This window comes from Rhodanobacter sp. B04, from assembly GCF_002001125.1.
Lineage (GTDB): Bacteria > Pseudomonadota > Gammaproteobacteria > Xanthomonadales > Rhodanobacteraceae > Rhodanobacter.
In genome coordinates, this window is record NZ_MUNV01000009.1 from 253,605 (window position 1) to 278,336 (window position 24,732).

Below are 24,732 nucleotides of genomic sequence, written 5' to 3' on the forward strand. Positions count from 1 at the left end.
CTTGATTGATTCATCGTCAAAACGACTCGCCCCTGCATGCGGGCATTGCATGATTTCGCTTGCGAAAGAGGGGAACAGCTTGCTTGATCCCCGGTTCGTGACCGCAGGCATCAGCCGCAAGACACGGGCTGTTCCAGGCACGCGAGATCGACCTCTGCCCGCCAGCTTCCCGAAGCGCGCCACTGCCGTGGAAACGAAACTGAAGCACAAATCTAGCGCGCCACGCGGTCAAACGAAACGGCCCGGATCGTCGAGGGAAACGATCCGGGCCGTCCAGTACCGCAAGCGAAGCAGGCCATCAGACCTAGAAGTTGTATTTCGCCTGCAGATTCACTTCGCGCCCCTCGATGGAACGCGCCATGATGACGCCGCCGATGCCCGTATTGACGCCAAAGACACGTGAATTGCCTTCGGTCAGGCCGATCTGGTTGGTCAGATTGGTTCCGCGCAGGGTGAATTGCCAGTTCTGGTTGTAGTTGGCGACGATGCCTGCGTCCAGGGTGTAATACGAACCGAGCGGCTGCAACCCGGATTGGTCTTCGTAACGCTGACCAATGTGGGTGTACGTGACATAGGGAGTGATGTCTCCCCAGCTGGTCACGATCCGGTAGCTCGGCGTGAACATGTAACGCACCTTGGGTTGCCGCTGCAGAGGTTCGCCGTCAAGGCCGACGCACTGCACACCACCATTGATATCGGTGTACTGGGCACAGCCGTTGTAATTCGTGTAGTGGCCGTCCATGTAGTCGCCGACCAAGGCGAATTTCAGGTTTTCAATCGGCGACCAGGTGGCGTTCAGATTCAAACCCTTGGTCGATGATCCGTAATTGGAGATCGCGCCGATCGGAACGCCCGCCCCGTTGGTTTCCTGGTACTGCAGGCCGGTGAATTTCCGATAGTAGACGCTGGCATCGAGGTAGAGAACCGGGGTCTGGTACTTGAAGCCGCCTTCCAGGTTGCGGATCTTCTCCATCGGCGAAAAATTGCCGCCGCTGCCGCGGATGCCGTTGTCGAAATCGTCGAAATGGCCGCCGGTATTGGCACGGCCGTATATGCTCATGTTGCTGGCCAGCTCATAGTTGGCGCCGACCGTGAACGACGGATGGGTCTTGTTGTAGTCAAGGTGCGTGAACGTGCCATTGCAGATCGAGACGGCATTGTCATACAGCGTATAGGGGTTGCCATCCAGGTCGACGGTCACGAAGTTGCACGTGTTCTGAGTGGCATGGATGTTTTCAATTCGTGCGGAGGCATCCAGCAGCCACGGACCCACCTTCCACGAGTCAGACAGGTAGAACGCCTTGTTGGTCGCCACGCCATTCTCGGCAATGTCGTAATTGCCATTGAAGCTGACGAAGCCCTGGGGGTTGGTGACGTAATAGGTCTGTCCATTCTGCACATAGCTGACCGTGATCGGCTTGGCGTTGTTCGTGTTGCTCATCAGCATCTGGTTGCCGAGCGACCAGTTGTCGTTGTCGGTCGAGCGCGCGAAGTAGAAGCCCGCGGTCAGGGTATTGCCGTCGAACAATTCCTTGCTCAGCCGGAAATCGTTGTTGAAGGTATGCAGCTGCTTCTGGATATACCACCAACCCTGATGGATGACGCTTTGGTTCAGTGGCACCGCGCCGCCGCCGACATAGTTGGCCTGGACGTTGGTGCCGGCCGGCAGACCCAGGGTGTCGCTGTCCACCGGCTGGTTGGTGCTGCTGCAATAACCCGCCGGCTGCGCGGTGTTGCAGCCGTAGAGGTAGTAGCCCAGCGGCTTCGGGTTGGGGCCTGAGAACAGCGCATTGGTATTGAGCTGGCCTCCGCCCACGACAAAGTGGTCGTCCACCTTCCAGCCGTCGCCAAAGTCGGCGCTGTAGGTGCCACCGAAGTAGTTGAGCTTGCCGCCACGGCCATTGGCAAGATTCGCGTTCAGCATGTTGCCGTAGGGTCCAGGCACCTGGACGTTCTGGATGGCGTGGCTGTAGTAGGTACCGGTCAGCGCATCGATGCCGGGAAAGCTGGAGTAGTTCGAACCGCTGCCCTGGATCAATGCGGTCGGGGTAATGAACTGGTTCTTGTCGTCGAGCGAACGTGCCCAGAACATCAGCGTACCGTTGTCCAGGTCGTGGGTCAGGGTCGCGGTCAGCTGCCCACCGTTGTCGGAGGGATATTGCGGATCGCGCACGCCATCGGACCTGCGGTAGAAGCCGCCGATGCTGCCATACCAGTTCTCCGCGATGGGAAAGCCGTAAAAGCCATCCACGCGATACAGCCCTTCGGAGCCGTAGGTCACGCCGATGTCACCCGAGGGCACCTCGGTACCCTGGCGCAGGATGAAGTTTGCGGTGGCGCCCATCTGACCCGGACCGAAGATGGCGCCCGGACCGCCCTGCACGATCTCGACGCGCTGGATCGTGTCATCGAGACGGAACAGCGAACTGCTGTCCATGAAGGACAACGACGGCATGCCATACAACGGGGTGCCATTGACCATCATGGTGAAGAACGGCGCATCGCCGCCACCCGGGAAGCCGGCGATCTCGATGTTGGCGCCGGTCTGGCCGCCGCTGGATTCAGGCCAGATTCCCGGCGAGATCTTGAGCAGGTCGGCGGTGCTCTTCGGGTTGGCGTCCGTGATCTGCTGAAGGTCGGCGGTGACGACGTTGTAACTCGCGTCGATTTTCTTGACGCCACCCGCGTTGGCGGTCACGACGACAGCTTGCAGGGACTTGACCTCCTTGAGCCCTGTGCTGGTTTTTTCCTTGCCGGCAGGCGCCGTGTTGGTGTCGGTCTGCGCGGCCGGTGCAGCTGCATCCTGGCCTGCCGCCCAGACCATCTGCGGCAGCGCCGCCGTGATCGCGGTCACCAGTGCCAGTTTGACTAGTTCGGGGTGATTCATGGTAATCCCTCCTCAAGATGGTGTTGGAACACCGGTTTCGACTCGACGTTGTTTTCGTTCTGATTTATCAATTCATTGACGACACCGCGATGGCGCAGATCTCAGCCCGGCTCGACAAACTGCTCCAGCCTGAATGACGCCAGATCGGGCAGTACTGCATCCGCCTCCCCCAAGATCCGTGCATCGCCGATACCCAGGGCGGCCATGCCCGCAGACTTGATCGCCGCTATGCCAGCTTGCGCGTCCTCGATGCCCAGACAGTCGGCAGCGTCGACACCCAGCGCCGCGGCGGCGCGCTGGAAAATTTCCGGATCGGGCTTCGCCCGCGCAATCGTCGAGGCGTCGACGATGTGATCGAAGAATTCACCGATGCCCATGCGTTCGACGAGCTCGCCGGCGCTGCGACTGGCCGACGCCAGCGCGATCTTCAAGCCGGCCTTGCGCGCGGCCTTCAGCGTAGCCAGCGCACCCGGTAGAAGATCACCGGCCGAAAAGGTCTCGATGGCCTTCCGGTAATAGCCATTCTTTCGATCGGCAAGCTGCTGCTTCTGCTCGCGCGTGTATCCGGAAGCGGCTGTACCGAGAACGATTTCAAGCGAGGTGGCGCGGTCGACACCCTTGAGCTTCTCGCCGATGTCCTCGTTCCACGGCAGACCGATCTCCTCGGTCAAGCGTTTCCAGGCGGCATGATGCAGATGTGCGGTGTCCGCGAGTACGCCATCGAGATCGAAGAGCAACGCCCGGAATGCGCGCGGAAACACCACCGCCGCATGTTGCGACGCATCGACGGGCGGCAGATGTCTGTCCAGCATCAGCGATTGCGCATTGCCTTCCGTCAGCAGCAACGGCTCGCCGGCATGCATGATGCCCAGCGGTGCACCGCCGGCCAGGGTGTAGCGGACCGTCTGCGCATCGACGGCCACGGTGATGTTCCGGTTCTTCCACGCCACGCCAAAGCGGTACCCGCGCCATCCCGGCGGCAGGATCGGATCGAAGCCAATGCCGCCAGCCGCGATGCGCAGGCCGCCGAATCCCCACGCAAGGGCCAACCAGCTTCCGGCCATGGCGGCCATGTGTGCACCGTGGCTGGTGTTGGCGTGCAGATCGTCGAGATCGACGCGCAACGCGTCCATGAAATAGTCGCGCGCCTTGTCGGCGTAACCGATTTCCGCTGCGAGTACCGCGAAGGTGGACGCGGAAAGCGTGGAATCGTGGACCGTGATCGCCTCGTAATAATCGAAGCTGCGCCGCTTGGTGGCACGATCGATGTTTTCGCCCGCGAGCACCAGCGCCAGCAGCGCATCCGCCTGCTTGCACACCTGGTGCCGATACAGCGTCAGCGGATGGTGATGCATCAACAGGGGGTATTTTTCCGGCGGGGTGCCGGCGAAATCCCATCGCGGCTTGTCCAGAAACGTGTCGTCCTGCGCGACGATGCCAAGACGCTCGTCATGCGGCAGGTACATCGCATCGGCCGCACGCGACCAGTCGGCGATTTCAGGTTCCGACAATGCGAGTTTTTGCCGGAGCGCGGCAAACGTCCCTGGCGAGCTCTTGGCCAGTTCGCGCACCACCTCGACCGCATAGCGCAGATGCTCCTGCGCCATCCGGTTCGTGTAGTAGTTGTTGTCGACCAGCGCGGTGTATTCGTCCGGCCCGGTCACGTCGTTGATGCAGAACGCACCGCCGCGACGCTGGTTGAAATGCCCGACCTGCAGCCAGATGCGCGCGGTCTCGATCAGCATTTCCGCGCCACCCTCGGCAAGGAATGCGCGATCGTCGCTGGCCTCGACATAGAGCTTGATCGCGAAGGCGATCGCGGCGTTGATGTGATATTGCGCCGACCCGCTCGGGTAATGGGCCGAGCATTCGTCACCGCCGATCGTGCGCCACGGGTACAACGCGCCACGCGCATGATTCATCTCGCGGGCATGGGCTCGTGCGTGATCGAGCGTGTGCAGGCGGAAGAGCAGGCTGGGCTTGACCAGCGCCGGCGCGGTCAGCGCGAGCGCAGGCAACACGAAGGTTTCCGAATCCCAGAACACATGGCCTTCGTAGCCCTCGCCGGTCAGGCCTTTCGCGGCGATGCCGCCATGACCGTCGCGCGCGGCGGACTGGAAGATGTGGAACAGGTTGAACTTCAGCGCCTGTTCGCTGCGCCGGTCATGCTCGATCGAAAGGCTGGCGCGATCCCAGAAAGCGGCGCAATCGCGCGCCTGGGTCTGCAGCAGCGCGTCGAAACCTTTGTCGATGGCACTGGAAAGCTCGCTCACGGCACGCAAATGCAGGGCGGCGTCGGATATCTCCTGCTGCGGCTGGCTCCACGCATACGCGACAAACTTTTCGATCAGCACCGACTCGCCTGCAGCGAGATGCCCGTGATAGCTCTGTTGCACGCAGCCAGCGTCCGCTGCGGCACCGGAGAAGGCGAGCCCGCCGATCCGGTGGCGCTGCATGCAGACCACGCCAATCGCACTCTCGCCGGTGCGTTGCGCAAGCCATGCCTCGCCTTCCGTGGCGGACGTATGCGATACGTGCAGGGCCAGACCGCTGCCGGCGCCAAAGCGCGGATCGTCACCCTGCGCCGCCGCGGCCCGATCGCCGGATATCGATGACTCGAAAGACACCGGACCGGCATAGTCGACCGAACGCAGGCGCATGCGGATGCACAGCAGGCCCGGGTGCGCGATCGGCACCACGCGTTCCGTCTCGAGCTCGAACGTATGTCCCTGCGCAGTACGCCAGCGCAGGAAGCGGGAGAGCTTTCCTTCACGCAGATCGAGCACTCGCTTGAACGTAAGAATTTCACCATGCGCCGGGTCGATATGCAGATCGCCCAGACGAATGCGTACAGCGGTCGCTTCGGCGACCGGCAGGCGCGTGTCCGTGTCGCGTGCGAAACCGAAGTGGCGTTCGTGATAGTGGATGGGCGCGCGTTCCCATACGCCGGCAAGAAAGCTTCCCTGTGTTGGGCTGCGGGATTCCTCAAAGCCGCCGCGTACGCCGAGCGCTCCATTGGCCAGCGCGAACAGGGTTTCGTCGCGCGCGGCATGGGCCGGCTGCCAATGCGATTGGGTCAGCCGCCACGTGTCGGCGTCTGCAACAGGCGCATCGAACCCGTCGGGATGCACCGCTTCCCCGGCGAGATCGACACCTCGGACAACCTGCGGTCTCGTGTGTAGGTGATTGCCGCTCATGGGAACCAGTGAACCGGGCTGTTTACAGCCCAAGACGACGCCTTCGGCCGACCTGGCCATGCGCAATCTCGAATGATGGATTTTCCCGATGACAAGCATCCCCCTCCCGACTGGCACACGCACCGATAGCAGTGTTCGACCCGCCCCCTGGCAGATCTGGGTGCGAACCTAACAGCAAATGTTATCGGTATCAAGATACCGATAACATTTGCTGCGGATGCACATCAGCTCTGCGCCACAAGGCCATTCCCAGCGCCGTGACACGCCCACTTGCCCGGCGTAGGATCAGGCGCAGATCGATCCAAATGGTGTCGCGTCGCCATGGCTAGCGAGTTCAATCCGGCGCGCCGGTCGGTACTCAAATACGGCGCGCTTTCGACGGCGGGATGGTTGCTGCGGCAAGGCAATCCGAACGCGGCAGCCATGTCAGCGGCGCTGTCGCCACTGAGCGAACTCCATCACGGGCAAGTGCAGTTCGGGCCGGGTCCGCTGGAGCGACAGGTCCGCGAGAACCATCAACTTGTCCTGCAGCTTGACGAGGATTCGTTGCTGCGGCCGTTTCGCCTGCGCGGCGGCCTGCCCGCACCAGGGCAGGAACTTGGCGGCTGGTATGACACGTGGGGGTTCGCACCAGGCGCCACATTCGGTCAATGGCTCAGTGCCCTGGCGCGTCACTACGCCATCACCGGCGATGCCAAGACGCGCGCGAAGATCGATCGACTGGTGCACGGATATGCCGCGACGATCGATGCAGGCGGCAAGTTCTATCGCGACAACCGCTTCCCTTCCTATATCTACGACAAGCTGGTCGCCGGCCTGGTCGATGCGAGGCAGCTGGCCGGTAATGGCATCGCGCTCGACACACTCGGGCGCACGACCCGGGCTGCACTACCTTATCTTCCGCCGCACGCGGTGCCCCGCAATGAAGCGGCCAGGCCCGGCGAAGATTTCAGCCAGCACGCCTGGGACGAAAGCTATACCTTGCCGGAAAACCAGTTTCTCGCCTTTCGCCTCACGGGTGACAGCCAGCATCGATTGCTGGCCAAGCGCTTCCTTTACGACGATTTCTTTCTGCCATTGGCGCGCGGGGAAAACGTGTTGCCGGGCAAGCATGCCTACAGCCACATGAACGCGTTGAGCTCGGCGGCCCAGGCGTATCTGTCGCTCAACCAGCCGGTCTACCTGCGGGCCGCGCAGCAAGGCTTTGCCATGGTCGATGCGCAGAGCTTCGCCACCGGCGGCTGGGGTCCGGACGAGCATTTCGTGACACCCGGCAGTGGCAAGCTCGGCGTCGGCCTGGCGACCGAGCACAAGAGTTTCGAGACACCGTGCGGCTCCTATGCGCACTTCAAGCTGACCCGTTACCTGTTGCGCGTCACGCGCGACCCGAGGTATGGCGACAGCATGGAACGGGTGCTCTACAACACCGTGCTCGGCGCGTTGCCGATCCAGCCGGACGGTCACGCGTTCTACTATTCCGACTACACCCGCCAGGCGCACAAGGGCTTTCACCCCGACCGTTGGCCATGCTGCTCCGGCACGCTGCCGCTTGTTGCAGCGGACTATCACATCAGCAGTGCCTTTACCGATCCGCAAGGCATCTACGTTAACCTGTACGTGCCGGCACAGATCCGTTGGCGCCAGGGTGGCACCGAGTCGCGGCTGAGCATCGACACGCGTTACCCGTATGCCAGCGCGATCGCGATCACCGTGCAGACGCCCTCAGCACAGGTGTTTTCGGTCAACCTGCGCATTCCTGCGTGGGCCGCCGGTGCAAGCCTGCGCGTCAATGGCAAGCTCGATAGGCATCCGCTGGCCGCGGGAACTTTCGCCACGATTCGGCGCGCATGGCATGCGGGAGACCGGATCGAGCTCGACCTGCCACTGCACATGCGGCTGCAAAGCATCGATCCCGAACATCCGGACACGGTGGCCCTGCTCGCCGGCCCCCTGGTGCTGATGCGCCCGCGCGATGCGACTGTGCCGGTTCCGCTGGACCGGCGCACGCTGCTGTCGGCACAGCATGTGCATGACGACGCCTCGTCCTGGCGCATCGGCACAGGTGGCGCGGCAGCGACGCTGCGCCCATTTCCGGACATCGGACGCGAAGGGTACAGCGCTTACCAGGACGTGCGTCCAGCGTGAGGCGCTTCCCGCAGCACGCACGTCATGACCGTCATGACAACCCGCTTGCAGAAGTCTAGGTCGCGCGGACGATCAGGCTCACGGGCAGGATCTCCGACTCGGCCGGCTCATCCCGGATCAACGCCAGTACCTTGCGCGCCAGCAGGATGCCGCCCTCCTGCCAGTCCTGCCGGACCGAGCTGAGCGGCGGCAGAAAGCTGGCCCCCAGCGGCATGTCGTCGTAACCCACTACCGAGACATCGCCCGGCACGGAACGGCCCATTTCCTGGATGCCGCGGATGGCACCCATCGCCAGCAGGTCGCTGCAGGCGAAGATGGCATCGAAATCGACCCGACGAGCATGCAGGGAGTGCACCGCGTCGGTCCCGGAGTCCGGCGTGAACTCGTCGCGCCGCATCAGCAGGGGCTTGATGCCATGCACCCCCAGCGCATCGACGAAACCATTCAGTCGGTCATAGATCTCGGGGTGGCTGGGATTGCCGATGAAGACCGGCCGCCGTCGGCCCAGGCCAAAGAAACGATCGGCCACCACCGCGCCGCCAAGCCGGTTGTCGCTGCCGACCACCACATGCGAGTCGTCCTTCAGGCCCGCTCCCCACACCACCATCGGCACGCCCAGCTTGTCGAACCGGTGCACCGCATCCTGATGCACGCCCTGACCGAGCAGGATCAGCCCGTCGGCCGCCTGCACCGCGGCGGCATTGGCGCCCTGCCGCGTGGTCAGCAGCACGCTGTAGCCGGCCGCCGTCAACTCCTGCGAAATGCCGCCGAGCAACCCCAACGGGTAGGGATCGAACATCGTGCGATCCGAGGACGGCTTCATCTCGACGATCACCGCCACCGTGTGGCTGCGGCGCAGGCGCAGGTTGCGGGCGCTGATGTTGAGCTTGTAGCCGTGCTCCCGCGCCAGCTCGCGAATCCGCTCGCGCGTTTCCGGATTGACCAGCGGACTGTCGCTCAAGGCCCGCGACACGGTGATCTTCGACAGCCCGGCCAGTTCGGCCAGATCAGCCATCGTCGGTCCGGTCGAGCCCAGTTTGTCCACCTGCTTCTTGCCAGTCCGACTCAATTCCCAACCCTCTATGTTGGCGGCGCCAGATCGCAGGCCCATCCTCATCGGCCTGCGATTGCTTCCCTGATGCCGTCGAGCCGGCGGCTGGGCAGCCACGACCTTCAGGCCGCAACCTGGGCGAACCAGGATCTGCCCGTCCGGGGAGGCCCCGATCACCAAGCCTGCATAGGATCACGAGGCGAGTCCGCCGATCAATGGCCCGAGCATCGCAACCGGACGCCGTCGCTGTGATTTGCCTCGGGCCAACCCGGCCTGGATGATACCGCCGACTCGATTGATACCGATATCATTTTTCGGCACACTGTGATTGCATGCCCCGATTCGACCCCGCATGGCTGATCTGCCGCGCACCCGGAAACAACGCAGATCGCTCTTCATCCGTGAACCCACACGAAGCAGGCGCCCATGAACCGATTGCGCATGATCGCTGCACTGGCACTGATCTACATGGTGTTCGCGATCCTGCTCAACAGCGTGGGCACGGTGATCCTGCAGGCGATCCACACCTTCGGCGTGGACAAGCCACAGGCCAGCCTGCTGGAACTGTTCAAGGACCTGACCATCGCGGTGACCTCGCTGCTGGTCGCCTCGTTCCTGCCCCTGCTGGGTTACCGGCGCGCGATGATGCTGGCACTGGCGATCGTCGGCGCGGCGTGCCTGTTGATGCCGCTGTATCCGGGCTTCCACACCACCGAATTGTTGTTCACCTGCATCGGCATTTCGTTTGCGCTGACCAAGGTCGCGGTCTATTCGTCGATCGGACTGCTGACCCGCGACAAGGCGGAACACGGCCGCCTGACCAATACCATCGAGGGCCTGTTCATGGTCGGCGTGCTCGCCGGCGGCTGGATCTTCAGTGCCTTCATCGACCATGCCGACCCGGCGAACCCGTCCTGGCTGCATGTCTACTGGCTGCTGGCTGCGATCTGCGCGCTGGTGATCGTGCTGCTGGCGAGCTCGCAACTGGACGAATCGGCCGCACACAGCGAAAAGACCAACTCGATGCGCGGCTCGCTGCAGGAGATGCTGCAGCTGTTCCTGCGCCCGCTGGTCTACGTGTTCCTGATTTCCGCCTTCCTGTATGTGCTGATCGAGCAGAGCTTCGGCACCTGGCTGCCGACGTTCAACAACGAGGTGCTCAAACTGCCCAACGCGATGAGCATCCAGGTTGCCAGCATCCTCGCCGGGGCCACCGCGATCGGCCGCCTGCTCGCCGGTCAGGTGCTGCGCCGGGTGCCCTGGCATGTGCTGCTGAACATCTGCGTGGTCGGCATGGGCCTGCTGGTCATCGTGGTCCTGCCGCTGGCCAGGAACGTGGTGGCGCGTGCCGACATCGACTGGTTCAACGCACCGGTCGCGGCTTACCTGATTCCGTTGATCGGCCTGCTGATGGCGCCGATCTATCCGGTGATCAATTCGGTGGCGCTCAGTTCGTTGCCGAAACCTTCGCATGCGGCGATGACCGGGCTGATCGTGATCTTCTCCGCGCTCGGCGGCACGCTGGGCTCGCGCATCACCGCGATCGTGTTCGCGCGCTTCGACGGCATCCATGCGTTTTATTTCTCGCTGATCCCGATGACGTTGTTGTTGATCCTGCTGTTCTTGTTCAAGCGCGAAACCGATCGCTCGACCGCCGTCACTTCGGTCAAGGTCGGTCTTGCCGCCAAATAGGCGCCCTCCCGGAGGAGGAACGCGCACGTCGCCACGATGGAGCCACCATGACATTTCGTCTCATCAAGCTTGTCTGTCTTTCCGTGATTGCAGCCATCGTCACGGCACCCGCATTCGGCCAGACCGATCCGAGCTTCCTGCTCACCGGCACGGCGAAGAATTTCGACAGCTATTTCCCCAGCTACCTGGCCAATGGCTATTTCTCGACGATGACCTCGCCGCGTGGGACCGAGCCCAACATGGGCTACATGGTCGCGTTCATGGACTATGCGAAGGGCGATATCTCGCGCCCTGCGGCGATCCCCGGCTGGAGCGAAATCGACTACAACCCGGGCGGCGGCTGGCTCAACTCGATCCGCCTCGACCCGAAGATCTTCGTCGACTACGCGCAGACGCTGGACATGCACGGCGGCACGCTGACCACCCGCTACCGCTTCGCCTACGCGAACAAGGCCACCGACGTGAAGGTGACCACCTTCGTCAGCCAGGCCAATCCGCACCTCGCCGCCAGCCAGCTCTCGATCACCCCGCAATTCGATGGGAAGGTACAGCTGACCTTCCCGCTCAGACTCTGGTCCGAACACCAGCCGCGCTTCCCGATCGCAAGCATGACCGGCGACGAGATGATCGACGCGGTGATCGCCAGCGGTCAGACCCTGCAGAACAAGCCGGTACCGACACCGGATCGGGCGGCGGTCTGGTATCCCGGCTATACCAAGGTGTTGTCCAGCGACGGCGACACCCGCGAACTGACCCTTTGGCTCGATGGCAAGGCCGAACAGGGACTGAGCATGGCCGAGGCAGCGGCGATCAGCCTGCCGGCCGGGATCCAGGTCGACGAGGTGAAACTCGAAAAAGGTCCCGACAAGCTGTCGCTGAACCTGGTCGTCAGCGTGCAGAAGGGCAAGACCTATACCTTCACCAAGTACATCGCCGCCTCGCGGCAGGACTGGGGTGGCGACGCCAAGGCCGACGTGACGCTTGCCGAGGCGGCGCGCAAGACCGGTTTCGACAGCCTGCTCGCCCGCCATGCCGCAGCATGGAACGAGCTGTGGAAGTCCGACATCGTGGTCGAGGGCGATCCGAAGGTGCAGTCGGCCGTGCATTCGGACCTGTACTACTTGCTGTCCAACACCACCGTCGGCACCGCGTGGCCGATGGGTGCCTGCGCGCTGACCCCGGGCTACGCCGGCCATGCGTTCTGGGACAGCGATTCGTGGGTGTTCCCCGCGCTGCTGCTGCTGCACCCGGAACGGGCCAAGCCGATCGTGATGTTCCGCGACCGCACGATGGAGCCGGCGCGCGCGCGCGCGAAACAATACGGCGCCGGCGGCACCATGTACCCGTGGGAGGCGGATCCGCAGACCGGCGTCGACAACACGCCCCACTTCGCCTACGGCGTCTTCCGCGAGATCCACGTCAACGCGGACATCGCGATCGCGCAATGGCAGTACTACCTCGCCAGCGGCGATGATGCATGGCTGAAAAAGGACGGTTGGCCGGTGATCCAGGCGATCGCCGAGTTCTGGACCAGCCGGGTGACCTACAACAAGGCCGCGGATCGTTACGAGATCATGCACGTCACGTCGCCGGACGAAGCCTACGATGACGTGCCGAACGACTCGTTCACCAACGCCGCGGCGCGCAAGGCGCTGGAGATCGCCGGCAAGGCGGCCAAGGTCGTCGGCGCCGAAGCCGACCCGAAGTGGGCCGAGATCGCCGCGAAGATGTATATCCCGTTCGACAGCGCGAATCAGCGGCATCTGGATTTCGATGCCTCGGTGCCGCACGACAAGATCACCTGGATGGGCTCGTCGCTGGCATGGCTGATGTATCCCAACCTCGACCTGCCGATGTCCGCGCAGGTGCGCCGCAACGATTTCGCGTTCCAGTTGCAGGAGCTGAAGACCCACGGCGACGACCCGAACGAGATGATGATGGTGATGCTCGCCGTCGGCGAGGCCGAACTGGGCGACGGCAAGGCCGCGGGCGACTGGATCCAGCGCAACCTGGTCGGCTTCCTGAAACCGCCGTTCAACGTGCGCACCGAAACCGTCGCCAACAACGCCGGCTACATCCTGGCGACCTCGGCCGGTTTCGTGCAGGGCTTCGTCTACGGCCTGTCCGGCCTGCGCATCGAGGACAAGGGGCTGGTCGAGGCTTATGCCCCGGTGCTCCCACCGTCCTGGAAATCGCTGACCCTCAAACGGATCAGTTTCCGCGGCAAGCGCTTCGACGTCGTGATCGGGCGCGATGCCAGCGGCAAGGCCACGCTCACCCGTCACGCGGAATAGTCGAATAGAGGCCGGGCCGGGCATCCCGGTGCGGCACTTCGGAGAGGTCAGATGAAGCATCAGGCCAAGCAGTTCGTCGTGCTGCTCCTAGCAGCGATCGGTTGCTATGCGTCGATCGTGCAGGCCACTGCCGACCCGAGCTTCCTGCTGACCGCCACCTCGAAGGATTTCGCCAGCTACTTCCCCGGCCAGTTGGCCAACGGCTATCTGTCCACCACGACTGCGCCACGCGGCACCGAGGGCAACCTGTCCTACCTGGTCGGCTTCATGGACTACGGCAAGGACGACATGTCCCGGCCCGCCGCCATTCCCGGCTGGACCGAGATCGACTACAGCACCGGCCAGTCCGACGCGGGTCATTTCTGGATGAACCAGGTCGACCTGGATCCTTCGGTATTCCAGGACTACCAGCAGGTGCTGAACCTGCACGATGCCACCCTGACGACCAGCTATCGCTACCTCGATCACGGCAAGGCCACGCGGATCAAGGTGGTGACCCTGGTCAGCGAAGCGTCGCCGCATCTGGCTGCCAGCCAGATCTCGGTCACGCCGGAGTTCGATGGCGTGGTGCAACTGTCGTTCGCGTTCAACCTGTGGGCGCCATACCAGCCCAGGTTGCCGCTGGCGACGTTGAGCGGCGACGAGATGCAGACCGCCGTGGCCGCGCACAACCTGAACTTCCAGGCGATTCCACCGGCCACGCCGGATCGCGCCGCCGTGTGGTATCACGGCGACACCCACGTGCTGGCCGATGACGGCGACAGCAAGAATCTGACCCTGTGGCTCGATGGCCGCGCCGAGCAGGGTCTCGGCATGGCCGAGGCGGCCGCGGTCAGCCTGCCCACGGGACTCACGCCGGTCGAGGTCACGCTGAACAAGGGCATCTATCGGCTCTCGCTCGATCTTCGCGTGCAGGTGCGCAGGGGCCAGACCTATACCTTCACCAAATACGTCGCGGCATCGCGCGCGGACTGGGGCGGCAATGCCAAGGCCGATCTCGCCTTGGCCACAGCTGCTCGCAGCGAAGGCTTCGACGCCCTGCTCGATGCACACAAGGCGGCATGGACCAACCTGTGGAAAACCGACATCCGCATCGACGGCGATCCGAACGCGCAACGCGTCGTGCATTCGGACCTGTACTACCTGCTTGCCAACGCGACGCCCGATACCGCATGGGCGATCGGCGCCTGCGGCCTGACCACCGGCTATGTCGGCCACATCTTCTGGGACAGCGATTCGTGGATCTTCCCGGCACTGGTGTTGCTGCATCCGCAATTCGCCAAGTCGCTGGTGATGTTCCGTGACCGCACATTGCCCGCCGCGCAGCAGCGTGCACAGGCACGCGGGCTGAAGGGCGCGATGTTTCCGTGGGAGGCCGACCCGCAAAACGGCACCGAGCAGGTCGTGCATGCCGCCTGGGTGCTGGGCGAGCGCGAGATCCATGTCAATGCCGACGTGGCGATCGCGCAATGGCAGTACTACCTGGCCAGCGGTGACCAAGCCTGGCTGAAGTCAGACGGCTGGCCGGTGATCCGCGACGTCGCGCGCTACTGGACCAGCCGGGCGAGCTGGAACCCCGGCAAGCAGCGCTACGACATCCTCCACGTCACCTCGGTCGAGGAGAACTACAACGACGTGCCCAACGACACCTTCACCAATGCCGACGCGGCCAAGGCCTTGCGGATCGCGACGGCTGCCGCGGCCATCGTCGGCGAGCAGCCCGATCCGCGCTGGGCCGAGATCGCCGCGAAGCTCTACCTGCCGTCTTCCGCCAATGGCCAACATCACCTCGACATGGACGAGACGGTGCGGCACGACCTGGGCGGCGGCAGCGACCTCACCTTCCTGGCGTTTCCCTCCCTCGACCTGCCGATGAGCGCGCAGGTACGCCGCAACGACTACGCGATCGCGATGAAGCCGATGGATGCATCGAAGCGAATCCCCACCACGATGGGACTCGGCCCGGCGCCGATCGCCGCTGCGGCCAGCGGCAATGCAGCCGAAGCGGCCCGCTGGATCGCGCGCAATGCCGCCGATGACATGTTCAAGCCGCCGTTCAACGTGCGCCCCGAAACCGCCACCAACAACACGGGTTACTTCCTCACCGGCTCGGGTGGCTACGTGCAGGGCCTGCTCTACGGCTTGACCGGGCTGCGCATCGAACCGGATGGCCTGCTCGAAACCTATCCGCCGGTGCTGCCGCCGACATGGAAATCGATGACGCTGAAGGACATCACGTTCCGCGGCAGGCATTACGACATCACCCTTGATCGCGATGCCAGCGGGAAGACCCGCCTGACGCGGAAAACACTTTGATGCTTCACCACGCGATACGCCGATCCCACTCGGGCACCTCAGGGTGCTCGCACTCGACGAACCGGATGCAAGACATGACCGACCCGCAAGACTTGTCCCGGAAGCACAACCATGCAGCTCATGCGCACGCCCGTCGGCTGGGTCAGTCAGCGAACGGCGCCCTGCGCATCTTCGTGCTGCTCGCCATCGCATTCGCGGCCAGTACCGCCGCGGCAGCCAGCCCGGATCCGGTCAAGACCCGCGTCTACATCGATCATGCGTGGGACACCCTGACCCGCTCGCTGGATGATTGCTCGGCACTGGCCGACAGCAAGGTGAGCACGCATTCGGTGCTCTATCTGCCCGCGCAGTTGCCCGTGTCGGAGGAGCTTCGCGGGATCGCGAAGCGCTGCGGCGTCGGGCTGCGCAGCTTGCCGCGCACCATCGGCAAGCTTGGCGACATCGACCCCACGCAACTGCCCGTGCAGGGGCTGCTTTACCTGCCGCATCCCTATGTCGTGCCAGGTGGCTTCTTCAACGAGATGTATGGCTGGGACAGCTATTTCATCGTGCTGGGCCTGGTCGCCGACCATCGCAGCGGACTCGCACGCGACATGGTCGACAATGCCCTGTTCGAGGTCGAGTACTACGGCGGCGTGCTGAATGCGAACCGCACCTACTACCTCAGTCGCTCGCAGCCACCCTTTCTTGCGGCGATGATGTCCGCGGTACTCGGCGATCCGGCCAGTTTCCACGGCAACGCGGACAGGCAAGCATGGCTGGCGCAGGCGTATCCCCTGGCCGTGCGCAACCACGATATCTGGACCCGCACCGAACACCTTGCCGGCGATACCGGGCTGGCACGTTACTTCGACCTGGGCAGCGGCCCGGTGCTTGAAGCGCGCGACGCCGACTATTACCGCGGCGTCATCAAGTGGTTGCTTGCGCATCCTTCGGAAAATCCGGGCTACCTCGTGAAGGCATCCCGACATCCGGACGACGCCGAAGCCGCCCATCTGAAGTCGGCGAGCTGCGACGTGCGCAGCTCGAAGGTGTGCGCCGACGCGTGGCTGGGCGGCTTCCGGCTGAGCGCCGACTATTACCTGGGTGATCGCGCCATGCGCGAATCGGGTTTCGACGTCAATTTCCACTTCGGTCCGTTTGCCGGATCCACCCATCACTATGCGGCGGTGGGCTTGAACAGCCTGCTCTATCGCTATGAAACGGATCTGCACGACTTTGCACTGCAGCTCGGCAAACCGGCCGAGGCCGCGCACTGGGCAAACGTCGCACAGGCGCGCAAGCAGGCCATGGATCGCTACCTGTGGCACCCCGACACGGGCATTTACATGGACTACGACTTCGTTGCCGGGAAGCCTGCGACCCACCCTTACATCACGGCTTTCTATCCGCTCTGGGCACACGCAGCTTCCGTGCAGCAAGCCGGCGCGGCGCGTAAACATCTATCGATCTTCGAGCGGTCGGGCGGCCTCGCCATGGACGATCAGCCGAGCGGCGCGCAGTGGGACGAGCCCTTCGGCTGGGCACCCACGAACTGGCTCGCCATCTCGGGCCTAGATGCCTATCGCTACCACGATGACGCGCGCCGCCTCGCCGGCAAGTTCTGCGCAACCGTCGATCGCGGCGTGGCCACGGACGGCACCATCCGCGAGAAATACAACATGGTGCTCGGCAATGCGGACGTCCATATCAGCGCCGGCTACACCCAGAACGTCGTCGGCTTCGGCTGGACGAATGGCGTGTACCTGAAGCTGCAGGAGCTCCTGCACGGTGACGCCATGCCCGCATCGGAAATATCGGCAGACAACACGATGAAGTGATACCGGAGGAAACACCATGCATGCACCACGTCTTCCACGCATCCTGTCCGGCATCGTGCTGTGCGCAGGCCTTTCGGTCACCGCAGCGCTCGCGCAGACGTCGTCGCCCGGCGTGCAGGCCGACGGCAGCGTGACGTCGCCCGCGGCAACCGTGCCTTATTCGGATCTCGCGTCGCCGGAAGCACGAGCGTTCTTTCCGAAAATGCTTGCTGCCGGCAGCAAGGCGCCACCGCTGACCGCACCGATCGCGCAGAGTCGCGCGTTCTACGACCGCATCAACAGCGATCGGGCCGCGCGCATGAAAAAACTGTATCCGGTGAAGATCCACGCCGAGACCATCGCCGGCGTCGGCACCGATGTCGTGCTGCCCGCACAAGGCGTGGCCGCGGAGAATGCGCATCGCGTGCTGATCAATCTGCACGGCGGCGGCTTCCTGTGGGGCGCGCACAGCGGCGGCCTGGTCGAGTCCATCCCGATCGCCGGCATCGGCCGCATCAAGGTCATCAGTGTCGACTATCGGCAAGGTCCCGAGTACAGCTTCCCCGCCGCCAGCGACGACGTGGAGGCGGTCTATCGCGCGCTGCTCAAGCAGTACAAGCCTGCCGAGATCGGCATCTACGGCTGCTCCGCCGGCGGCATACTCACCGCCGAAGCCGTCGCCCGCTTCATCACCGACAAGCTGCCGGTGCCGGGCGCCATCGGTACCTTCTGCGGCTCGCTGACCGACCTCAGCGGCGATTCGTCCTATGTCGCGCCGTTGTTGAACGGCCAGGGCGTCCCGAGGCAGCGACTCGGCCTGACCGACCTGCCTTATTTCCATGGCGCCAATCCCCAGGACCCGCTGGTGCAACCTGGCCTTTCCCCGGCGTTGCTGGCGAAATTCCCGCCTACCTTGCTGATCACCGGCACCCGCGACATGGCGATGAGCTCGGTGGTCCACAGTCAGCAGTTGCTCGACCGGGCCGGCGTGCCGACCGAGCTGCATGTGTGGGAAGGCATGTGGCACTCGTTCTTCTCGGACCCTGAGCTGCCCGAGTCCCGCGAAGCCTATGTCGTCACGGCGAGATTCTTTAACCGCATGCTGGGACATTAGAACGCCGAACGCCCGATGACAGCCTTTGCCCCGCAGCGTGGGGCCGGGTATTCTCTGGTGCATCGACAGCCACGCGCCGTGCCATGAACCCACAGACCGTCCTGGTCATTGATGACGAACGCGACATTCGCGAGCTGCTGACCATCACGCTGGGTCGGATGGACTTGCAGGTCGAAGCCGTAGGCACCGTGGCCGAGGCGCGCCGCGCGCTGACCGAACGCAGCTACGACTTGTGCTTCACCGACATGCGGCTGCCCGACGGCAATGGCCAGGAGATCATCGAGCTGATTGCCGAGACCTGCCCGGACACCCCGGTCGCGATGATCACCGCGTACGGCAATGTCGACGCCGCGGTCAATGCGCTGAAGGCCGGCGCGTTCGATTTCGTCTCCAAGCCGGTCGACATCCAGATGCTGCGGGGCCTGGTGCGCACTGCCCTGCGGCTGGCCGAGGAAAAGCGCAACGGCGGCGCGGCGGCAAAAGGTGGCGGCTCCAGCGAACGCCTGGTCGGCGACTCGCCGGCCATGCTGCAGGTCCGCGCCACCATCGCCAAGCTGGCGCGCAACCAGGCGCCCGTGTACATCGCCGGCGAATCCGGCGTGGGCAAGGAACTGGTCGCGCGACTGATCCACGAACAGGGTCCGCGTGCCAGCGGTCCGTTCGTGCCGGTCAACTGCGGCGCGATTCCCTCCGAACTGATGGAAAGCGAGTTCTTCGGTCACCGCAAGGGCAGCTTCACCGGCGCCAGCGCCGACAAGGAAGGCCTGTTCCAGGCCGCCCAGGGCGGCACGCTGTTCCTCGACGAAGTGGCCGAACTGCCGCTGCACATGCAGGTGAAACTGCTGCGCGCGATCCAGGAGAAGGCGGTGCGCCCGATCGGCGGACGCGACGAGATCCCGGTGGACGTGCGCATCCTGTCCGCCACCCACAAGAACCTCGGCCAACTGGTCGAGCAGGGCCAGTTCCGCCAGGACCTGTTCTATCGCATCAACGTGATCGAGCTGCGCGTGCCGCCGCTGCGCGAGCGTCGCGGCGACGTGCCGCTGTTGTCCGGCTTCATCCTCAAGGCACTCGCCGGCAAGAGCGGCGACAGCGTCGGCCAGCTGTCGCCGGCCGCACGCGAAGCCTTGGCGGGCTATGACTTCCCGGGCAACGTGCGCGAACTGGAAAACATCCTCGAACGCGCGATGGCGATGTGCGACGGCAACAGCATCGACGCGTCGGATCTGATGCTGCCGCAACGCAGTGCACGCGCGGCCGGCCCCGACCTGCCCGCCTCCGGCCATGAAGCCACGCCGGCCCCGCCCGCCGCCAACGGTGCCGATGGCGGCCTCGACGACTACATCAGCAACATCGAGCGCACCGCCATCGTCAAGGCACTCGAAGAATCGCGCTACAACAAGACCGCCGCCGCGCGGAAACTAGGCATCACGTTCCGCGCGCTGCGCTACAAGCTGAAGAAACTCGGCATCGACTGATACGCCGGACCCTGCGCCCGGAGGCACCGGGCGCACAACCATCACACTGCCCGCGTCGCCTCTATCGGTGGCACCGCCGCTGCGCGACGCGCCGGACCGAACACGGCGACCTGCCCCAGCAGCCACAGCAGCAACGCTCCCATGCCGAGTACCCATAACGGCATTCGCGGCAGTTCCCAGTACTTCATCAACATCAGATTGGCCGCCACGCCGAACAGCGCGCCCAACACGATGCCACCGCTGACGATCAGAAAATTCTCGACCTGGAAATAGCGCAGGATGTGACGACGCGTCGCGCCCAGCGCCCGTCGAATGCCAATTTGCCGGCGCCGCTGGCTGACCCAGAAACTGCTCAGGCCGACGATGCCGCCGGCCGTCGCCAGCAGAAGAAGCACGCAAGCCACGCCCATCGCGATCGCCACGCCGCGGTCGGTGGCGTAACCCCCGGCACGCGCCTCGGCCAGGGTGATCACGCCATCCGGATTGATCACGCGCAACCGATTGTTCGCCAGCAAGGCTGCCGGCGCCGCCTGCAGCAGCGCCGGCAACTCGCCAGGGCGTGCACGCACCAGGTAGACAGCGCCGGCCGGATCGGCCAGTCGCGCGGGCACCAGGATGGAGTCCTCGTCGATCGTACGCGTGGTACTGCCGGCATAAGGACCCTGCAGGACATCGACGATTCCGATGATGGTGGTCGGGCCACCGACCAGGTACACGGTTTTTCCCAACGCCGAGCCATCCGGAAAAAGCTTGTATGCCAGGTCGCGGGTGATGATCACCACGGCTGGCGCGACACGGTCGTACGGTCCCAGGCTGCCGATCTCGTCGGCGCGAAAGTTGCGGCCGGCGAGCAGGCTGATGCCCAGCGTGTCCAGCGCGTGCTCGTCGGCAAAGTAGACGATGGAAAACTGTGGCCGCTGCGTCTGCTGCGGCTGCCGCCTGACGCCAGCCAGCAGCCCCCAGCCGCCTTCCAGCGGATAGGCCTCGCTGGCGAATGCGTCACGTACGCCTGGCATGCTGCGCAACGTGGCCAGATCCGCGCGCATCCGCGCATCGACCTGCGCCACATCCAGCTTGCCCACCCATTCGTTCCTGATCACGAACAGATGCGCCTCGTCCGTGCCCGTCGGGCGCGACAGGTGCACCCACCGGGTCTGCACGATGAACAGGGCATTGCTGACGATCATCAAGGTCAAGGCGACCTGCAGCACGATCAGGCTCGTCGCCACCCGATGCCGGCGCAACGCAACGAGGATCGGCTGGATCTGCATCGCGTTCATCCGCTGGACTTCAGCTGCCACGCAGGCTGCACCTGCGCCGCACGCCAAACGGGATAGAGCGCCGCGATCAAGGTCGTGATCACGGCCACCAGCACGGTCAGCAGCACCAATGCCGGGTCCAGCCGCACCAAGCCCGCAATCTTCGCCTCGAACACCAGCCGGATGCCGGACAGGCCGAGTAGCGTCAGCAGCAGGCCCAGCACGCCGCCGGCCAGTCCGAGCGCCGCCGCCTCGACCAGGAACTGTCGATGGATCGCCCCGCGCGACGCACCGAGTGCACGGCGCACACCGACCTCAAGCGCGCGGCGCATGAATCCTGCAAGCAACAGACCCATCACGTTGACGAGGCAGATGAGCAGAAAACCCATCGAGACGATCATCGAAAGCTTCGACGCCTTCGGCACCACATGCTCGACATCGAGCCACTGCATCACGCTGCGCAGGCGCACGTTCGGCGCCCATGCAAAGCGGCCGACGCGCTGCTGCTCGGCGGCATAGTTGCCCAGATACTGCCGGTACCGCCGGGTGTCGGCAGCGGTCGGCAGTTCCACCCAGGCACTGATCCACACGCATTCGCCCCGCAGGAAGGCGCTCCAGCCGGGGCCATGGGAACTGCTGTCGTCGGTGCTGCTGCAATAGGACGCGCCGCTGCTGCTTTTCTGCAGATCGATCGCATGGCCAAACGGGATATAGATCTGCCCTGGAGCGCCGAAAGCCCCACCGGCGCTGCTGGCCAGATCGAAGAAGCGAGGGCGTGGATTCCAGTCATCCAGTACCCCGGCGATGCGGTAATCGTGTGCATCCAGGTTGATCACGCGTCCCACGCTATCGGCTCCGCCGAACAGCTGCCGGTTGAGCGCATCGCTGATCACGACTACCGCGGCGCGATGCGCGTCATCGGCAGCGCTCCAGTGGCTGCCATACCGGAACGGTACGTCGAACATCGCGAAGAAATCGCTGGTGACCGCATCCCCGGGCAGCGAGAACGGCTGCCGCTGGCTGTCGCCGGGCACGATCGACAGGCTGACCGGGTAGACCAGGGCCTGTCGTACGGCCTTGCTCGCGGCCAGCAGCGCCGTGGCATCGGTGTAGCTGAGCAGATCGGGCGGCTCGCCCTGATAGGTTTTGGTGGGGCCGAAATTATCGACCTGCGCCACGAACAGCTGGTTCGATTTCCACGGTATCGGATCGGCTGCGGTGGCACGGAACACCGCATAACTGACCATGCAGGTGGCGACGCCGCACCCCATCAGCACGATCACCAGCGCGGTCAGCGCCCGGCTGCGGCGAGAGCTGCGCAGGGCCAGACCGAGGTAGTACGCCATCATGTGCCGGGCGCCGTTGCTGTCATGTGCGCGGCGATCGACTCAGCCGTGGCCATCGGCGGCTTGCAGCGCCTTGCGCAGAGTACGCAACAGCGCCTGGGTAGTGACCGGCTTGTCCAGCAGGTAGAGATGCTGCAGCGGTGGCAGTTCGTGCAGATCCGGCCGCGCGTCAGGGCGGGCCAGCAGCACCACGGCGCCGCCGTAGCCCTGCTCGATCAGCGCGGCCAGCGTGCGCACGCCGGTAAACAGGTTCATGTCCGCATCCAGCAGGACCAGGTCGGGCAGGCCGCCGGCCTCGATCCATTGCAACGCGGCGGTGCCGCTCTGGCTGGCGTGCGCCTGATAGCCGTAGGCATCCAGCATGTCGGCCAGCAGCGACAGCTGGCCGGCCTCCTCCACCACCACCAGCACGCGCTCGGCCGCACCTTCCAGACTGTCCATCTCGTCCGATTGCTCGCTGTCGGCAACCAGCTCGTCGAGCGGGATATACAGGTCGAAGCGGGTGCCGCGGCCCGGCGCGCTGTCCACCCGCATCACGCCACCATGACTGCTGACGATGCGCTTGCACGACAGCAGGCCCAGCCCGGTGCCGGCCTCCTTGGTGGTGAAGAACGGCTCGAACAGATGCTCCAGCACCGTCTGGTCCATGCCGGGACCGCTATCGATCACGCTGATGCGCAGATAGTGGCCCGACCGCGGCGACTCCTGGGGCAACAGGAAGAAATCCTCCGACAGCTGCACCTGCGAAGTCTCGATACGCAGGTGCCCACCCTCCGGCATCGCCTGGATCGCATTCAGGCACAGGTTGAGCAGGCACTGCTGCAGCTCGGTGTGGTTGCCCTCGAACGACAGCTCGGGATTATCGATGGCCAGTTCCATCGTCACCGTGCGCGGTACGCTGCCCTGCATCAGCAGGTCGAAGGCACTGAACAGCGCACCCAGCCGCACCTGTTCCGCGCGCCGCGCGCCGCGCGCGAACGACAGCATCGAGTGCACCATGTCCAGGCCGCGCTTGCCGCAGTCGCGCACCAGCTTGCCCAGGCGGGCCAGGCGCGGATCGTGCTGGTAGTCCTGTAGGCTGTCGCCGGCCAGCAACAGCGGTTGCAGCAGGTTGCGCAGGTCATGGCTGAGGCCACCGGCGAGCATCGCCAGGCTCTCGAAGCGCTGCGCACGGATCAGCTCCGCCTCGGCACGGCGGCTGGCCTTGCGCGCCTCGACCTCGGCCAGTGCGCGACGTACCGCGCTGGCCAGCCGCGCCGGATTCTGCTTGAGGATGTAATCGGTGGCACCGTTGCGCAGCGCTTCGATCGCCGCCTCTTCGCCGAGCGTGGCGGAGACGAAGATGAAGGGCAGGTCCTCGTCGCGCTGGCGCAGCAGCTCGAGCGCGCGCTGGCCGGAAAAGCCCGGCATGCTCAGATCCGACAGCACGATGTGCGGCCTGAATTCATCCAGCGCGGCGAGGAAACTTGCCTCGTCGTCGACCAGTTGCACCTCGTGCTCGATGCCGTCGCCATCGAGTTCGGCCAGCACCAGCTCGGCATCGAGCTCGCTGTCCTCGACCTGCAGCACACGGATGCTCGGCATGGTTCGAAGCTGCGGATTGGACATCTGGGTTCTCACGACCGCTCTCGCCTGCATCGACGCCCTGCCACCTTTCGCGAACCGCAGTCCTGCGTCCGCGCCCCCTGCCACTGCATCATCTGCTCAGTCCTGCTCCGGCGCCTGGTTGAGCACGGCCCAGAACTGCCCCAGCGTGCGTACCGCATCGAAGAACTGATCCACGTCGACCGGCTTGATCACATAGGCATTCGCGCCGAGGTCCCAGCTGCGTGCCAGATCGCTCTCCTCGCGCGACGACGACAGGATCACCACCGGAATCCGCCGCAGCCGCTCGTCACCGCGCATATGGGTCAGCACGTCCAGCCCGTTCATGCGCGGCATCTTGATGTCCAGCAACACGACGGCCGGATCGCCCGGCTCACGCGACGCCCACGCGCCACGCGCATGGAGATAGTCCAGGCATTCCACACCGTCCTCCAGGTGCACGACCGGATTGGCAAGATGCGCCTCGGCCAGCGCGTCCATGGCCATTTCGGCGTCCGCCATGCTGTCTTCCACCAGCAGGATGGTGCGCAGATCCTGTTTGTTCATGCC

At 64.4% G+C, this 24,732-nt stretch carries 14 protein-coding genes; 7 read left to right on the forward strand and 7 right to left on the reverse strand.

The genetic code is table 11. The features are described from left to right. Positions 1-304: 304 nt before the first annotated feature. Positions 305-2,887, reverse strand: coding sequence for a TonB-dependent receptor (locus B0E46_RS08860; protein WP_077555414.1), 2,583 nt, complete (start codon positions 2,885-2,887; stop codon positions 305-307). Between the two features lie 101 nt (positions 2,888-2,988). After that, positions 2,989-6,183 (reverse strand): beta-phosphoglucomutase, encoded by a 3,195-nt coding sequence (gene pgmB, locus B0E46_RS08865; protein ID WP_343124469.1) that lies wholly within the window; start codon positions 6,181-6,183, stop codon positions 2,989-2,991. Between the two features lie 222 nt (positions 6,184-6,405). Here pgmB and B0E46_RS08870 point away from each other — a divergent pair, with 222 nt between their 5' ends. Next, on the forward strand, positions 6,406-8,229 hold the full coding sequence (locus B0E46_RS08870; protein WP_077555416.1) for a beta-L-arabinofuranosidase domain-containing protein: 1,824 nt from the start codon (positions 6,406-6,408) through the stop codon (positions 8,227-8,229). Positions 8,230-8,284: 55 nt separating this feature from the next. On the opposite strand, the gene B0E46_RS08875 is transcribed toward B0E46_RS08870, so the two are convergent. Continuing rightward, a complete protein-coding gene (locus B0E46_RS08875; RefSeq protein ID WP_077555509.1) occupies positions 8,285-9,244 on the reverse strand; it encodes a LacI family DNA-binding transcriptional regulator in 960 nt (319 codons plus the stop codon). Positions 9,245-9,706: 462 nt separating this feature from the next. Here B0E46_RS08875 and B0E46_RS08880 point away from each other — a divergent pair, with 462 nt between their 5' ends. The 6 genes from B0E46_RS08880 to B0E46_RS08905 all read left to right on the forward strand — a co-directional run bounded on the left by B0E46_RS08880 (position 9,707) and on the right by B0E46_RS08905 (position 19,973). Next, entirely contained in the window at positions 9,707-10,972 is a 1,266-nt protein-coding gene (locus tag B0E46_RS08880) for an MFS transporter (protein WP_254425097.1), read from the forward strand. Between the two features lie 47 nt (positions 10,973-11,019). Then, a complete protein-coding gene (locus tag B0E46_RS08885) occupies positions 11,020-13,266 on the forward strand; it encodes a glycosyl hydrolase family 65 protein (protein ID WP_077555418.1) in 2,247 nt (748 codons plus the stop codon). Between the two features lie 51 nt (positions 13,267-13,317). Then, positions 13,318-15,582 carry a glycoside hydrolase family 65 protein gene (locus tag B0E46_RS08890; protein WP_077555419.1) on the forward strand — a complete coding sequence of 755 codons (2,265 nt, stop codon included), beginning with the start codon at positions 13,318-13,320 and terminating at the stop codon, positions 15,580-15,582. Between the two features lie 74 nt (positions 15,583-15,656). Then, positions 15,657-17,402: a trehalase family glycosidase gene (locus B0E46_RS08895; protein ID WP_077555420.1), complete on the forward strand. Its 1,746-nt coding sequence runs from the start codon at positions 15,657-15,659 to the stop codon at positions 17,400-17,402. 16 nt (positions 17,403-17,418) lie between these two features. After that, the gene (locus B0E46_RS08900) at positions 17,419-18,495 is read left to right on the forward strand and encodes an alpha/beta hydrolase fold domain-containing protein (RefSeq protein ID WP_077555421.1); all 1,077 of its coding nucleotides are present in this window, start codon (positions 17,419-17,421) and stop codon (positions 18,493-18,495) included. Between the two features lie 83 nt (positions 18,496-18,578). Continuing rightward, positions 18,579-19,973 carry a sigma-54 dependent transcriptional regulator gene (locus tag B0E46_RS08905; RefSeq protein WP_077555422.1) on the forward strand — a complete coding sequence of 465 codons (1,395 nt, stop codon included), beginning with the start codon at positions 18,579-18,581 and terminating at the stop codon, positions 19,971-19,973. Positions 19,974-20,014: 41 nt separating this feature from the next. Here B0E46_RS08905 and B0E46_RS08910 read toward each other — a convergent pair whose 3' ends face one another. The 4 genes from B0E46_RS08910 to B0E46_RS08925 form a co-directional block, all read right to left on the reverse strand. Then, complete coding sequence (locus B0E46_RS08910; protein WP_343124470.1) at positions 20,015-21,274, reverse strand: FtsX-like permease family protein; 1,260 nt, start codon at positions 21,272-21,274, stop codon at positions 20,015-20,017. Further along, a complete protein-coding gene (locus B0E46_RS08915) occupies positions 21,250-22,581 on the reverse strand; it encodes an ABC transporter permease (RefSeq protein WP_077555424.1) in 1,332 nt (443 codons plus the stop codon). Before B0E46_RS08915 ends, B0E46_RS08910 begins: the two co-directional genes overlap by 25 nt. Positions 22,582-22,620: 39 nt before the next feature. Next, complete coding sequence (locus B0E46_RS08920) at positions 22,621-24,162, reverse strand: response regulator (protein WP_077555510.1); 1,542 nt, start codon at positions 24,160-24,162, stop codon at positions 22,621-22,623. Between the two features lie 120 nt (positions 24,163-24,282). After that, positions 24,283-24,729 (reverse strand): response regulator, encoded by a 447-nt coding sequence (locus tag B0E46_RS08925; RefSeq protein WP_077555425.1) that lies wholly within the window; start codon positions 24,727-24,729, stop codon positions 24,283-24,285. Between the last annotated feature and the right edge of the window lie 3 nt (positions 24,730-24,732).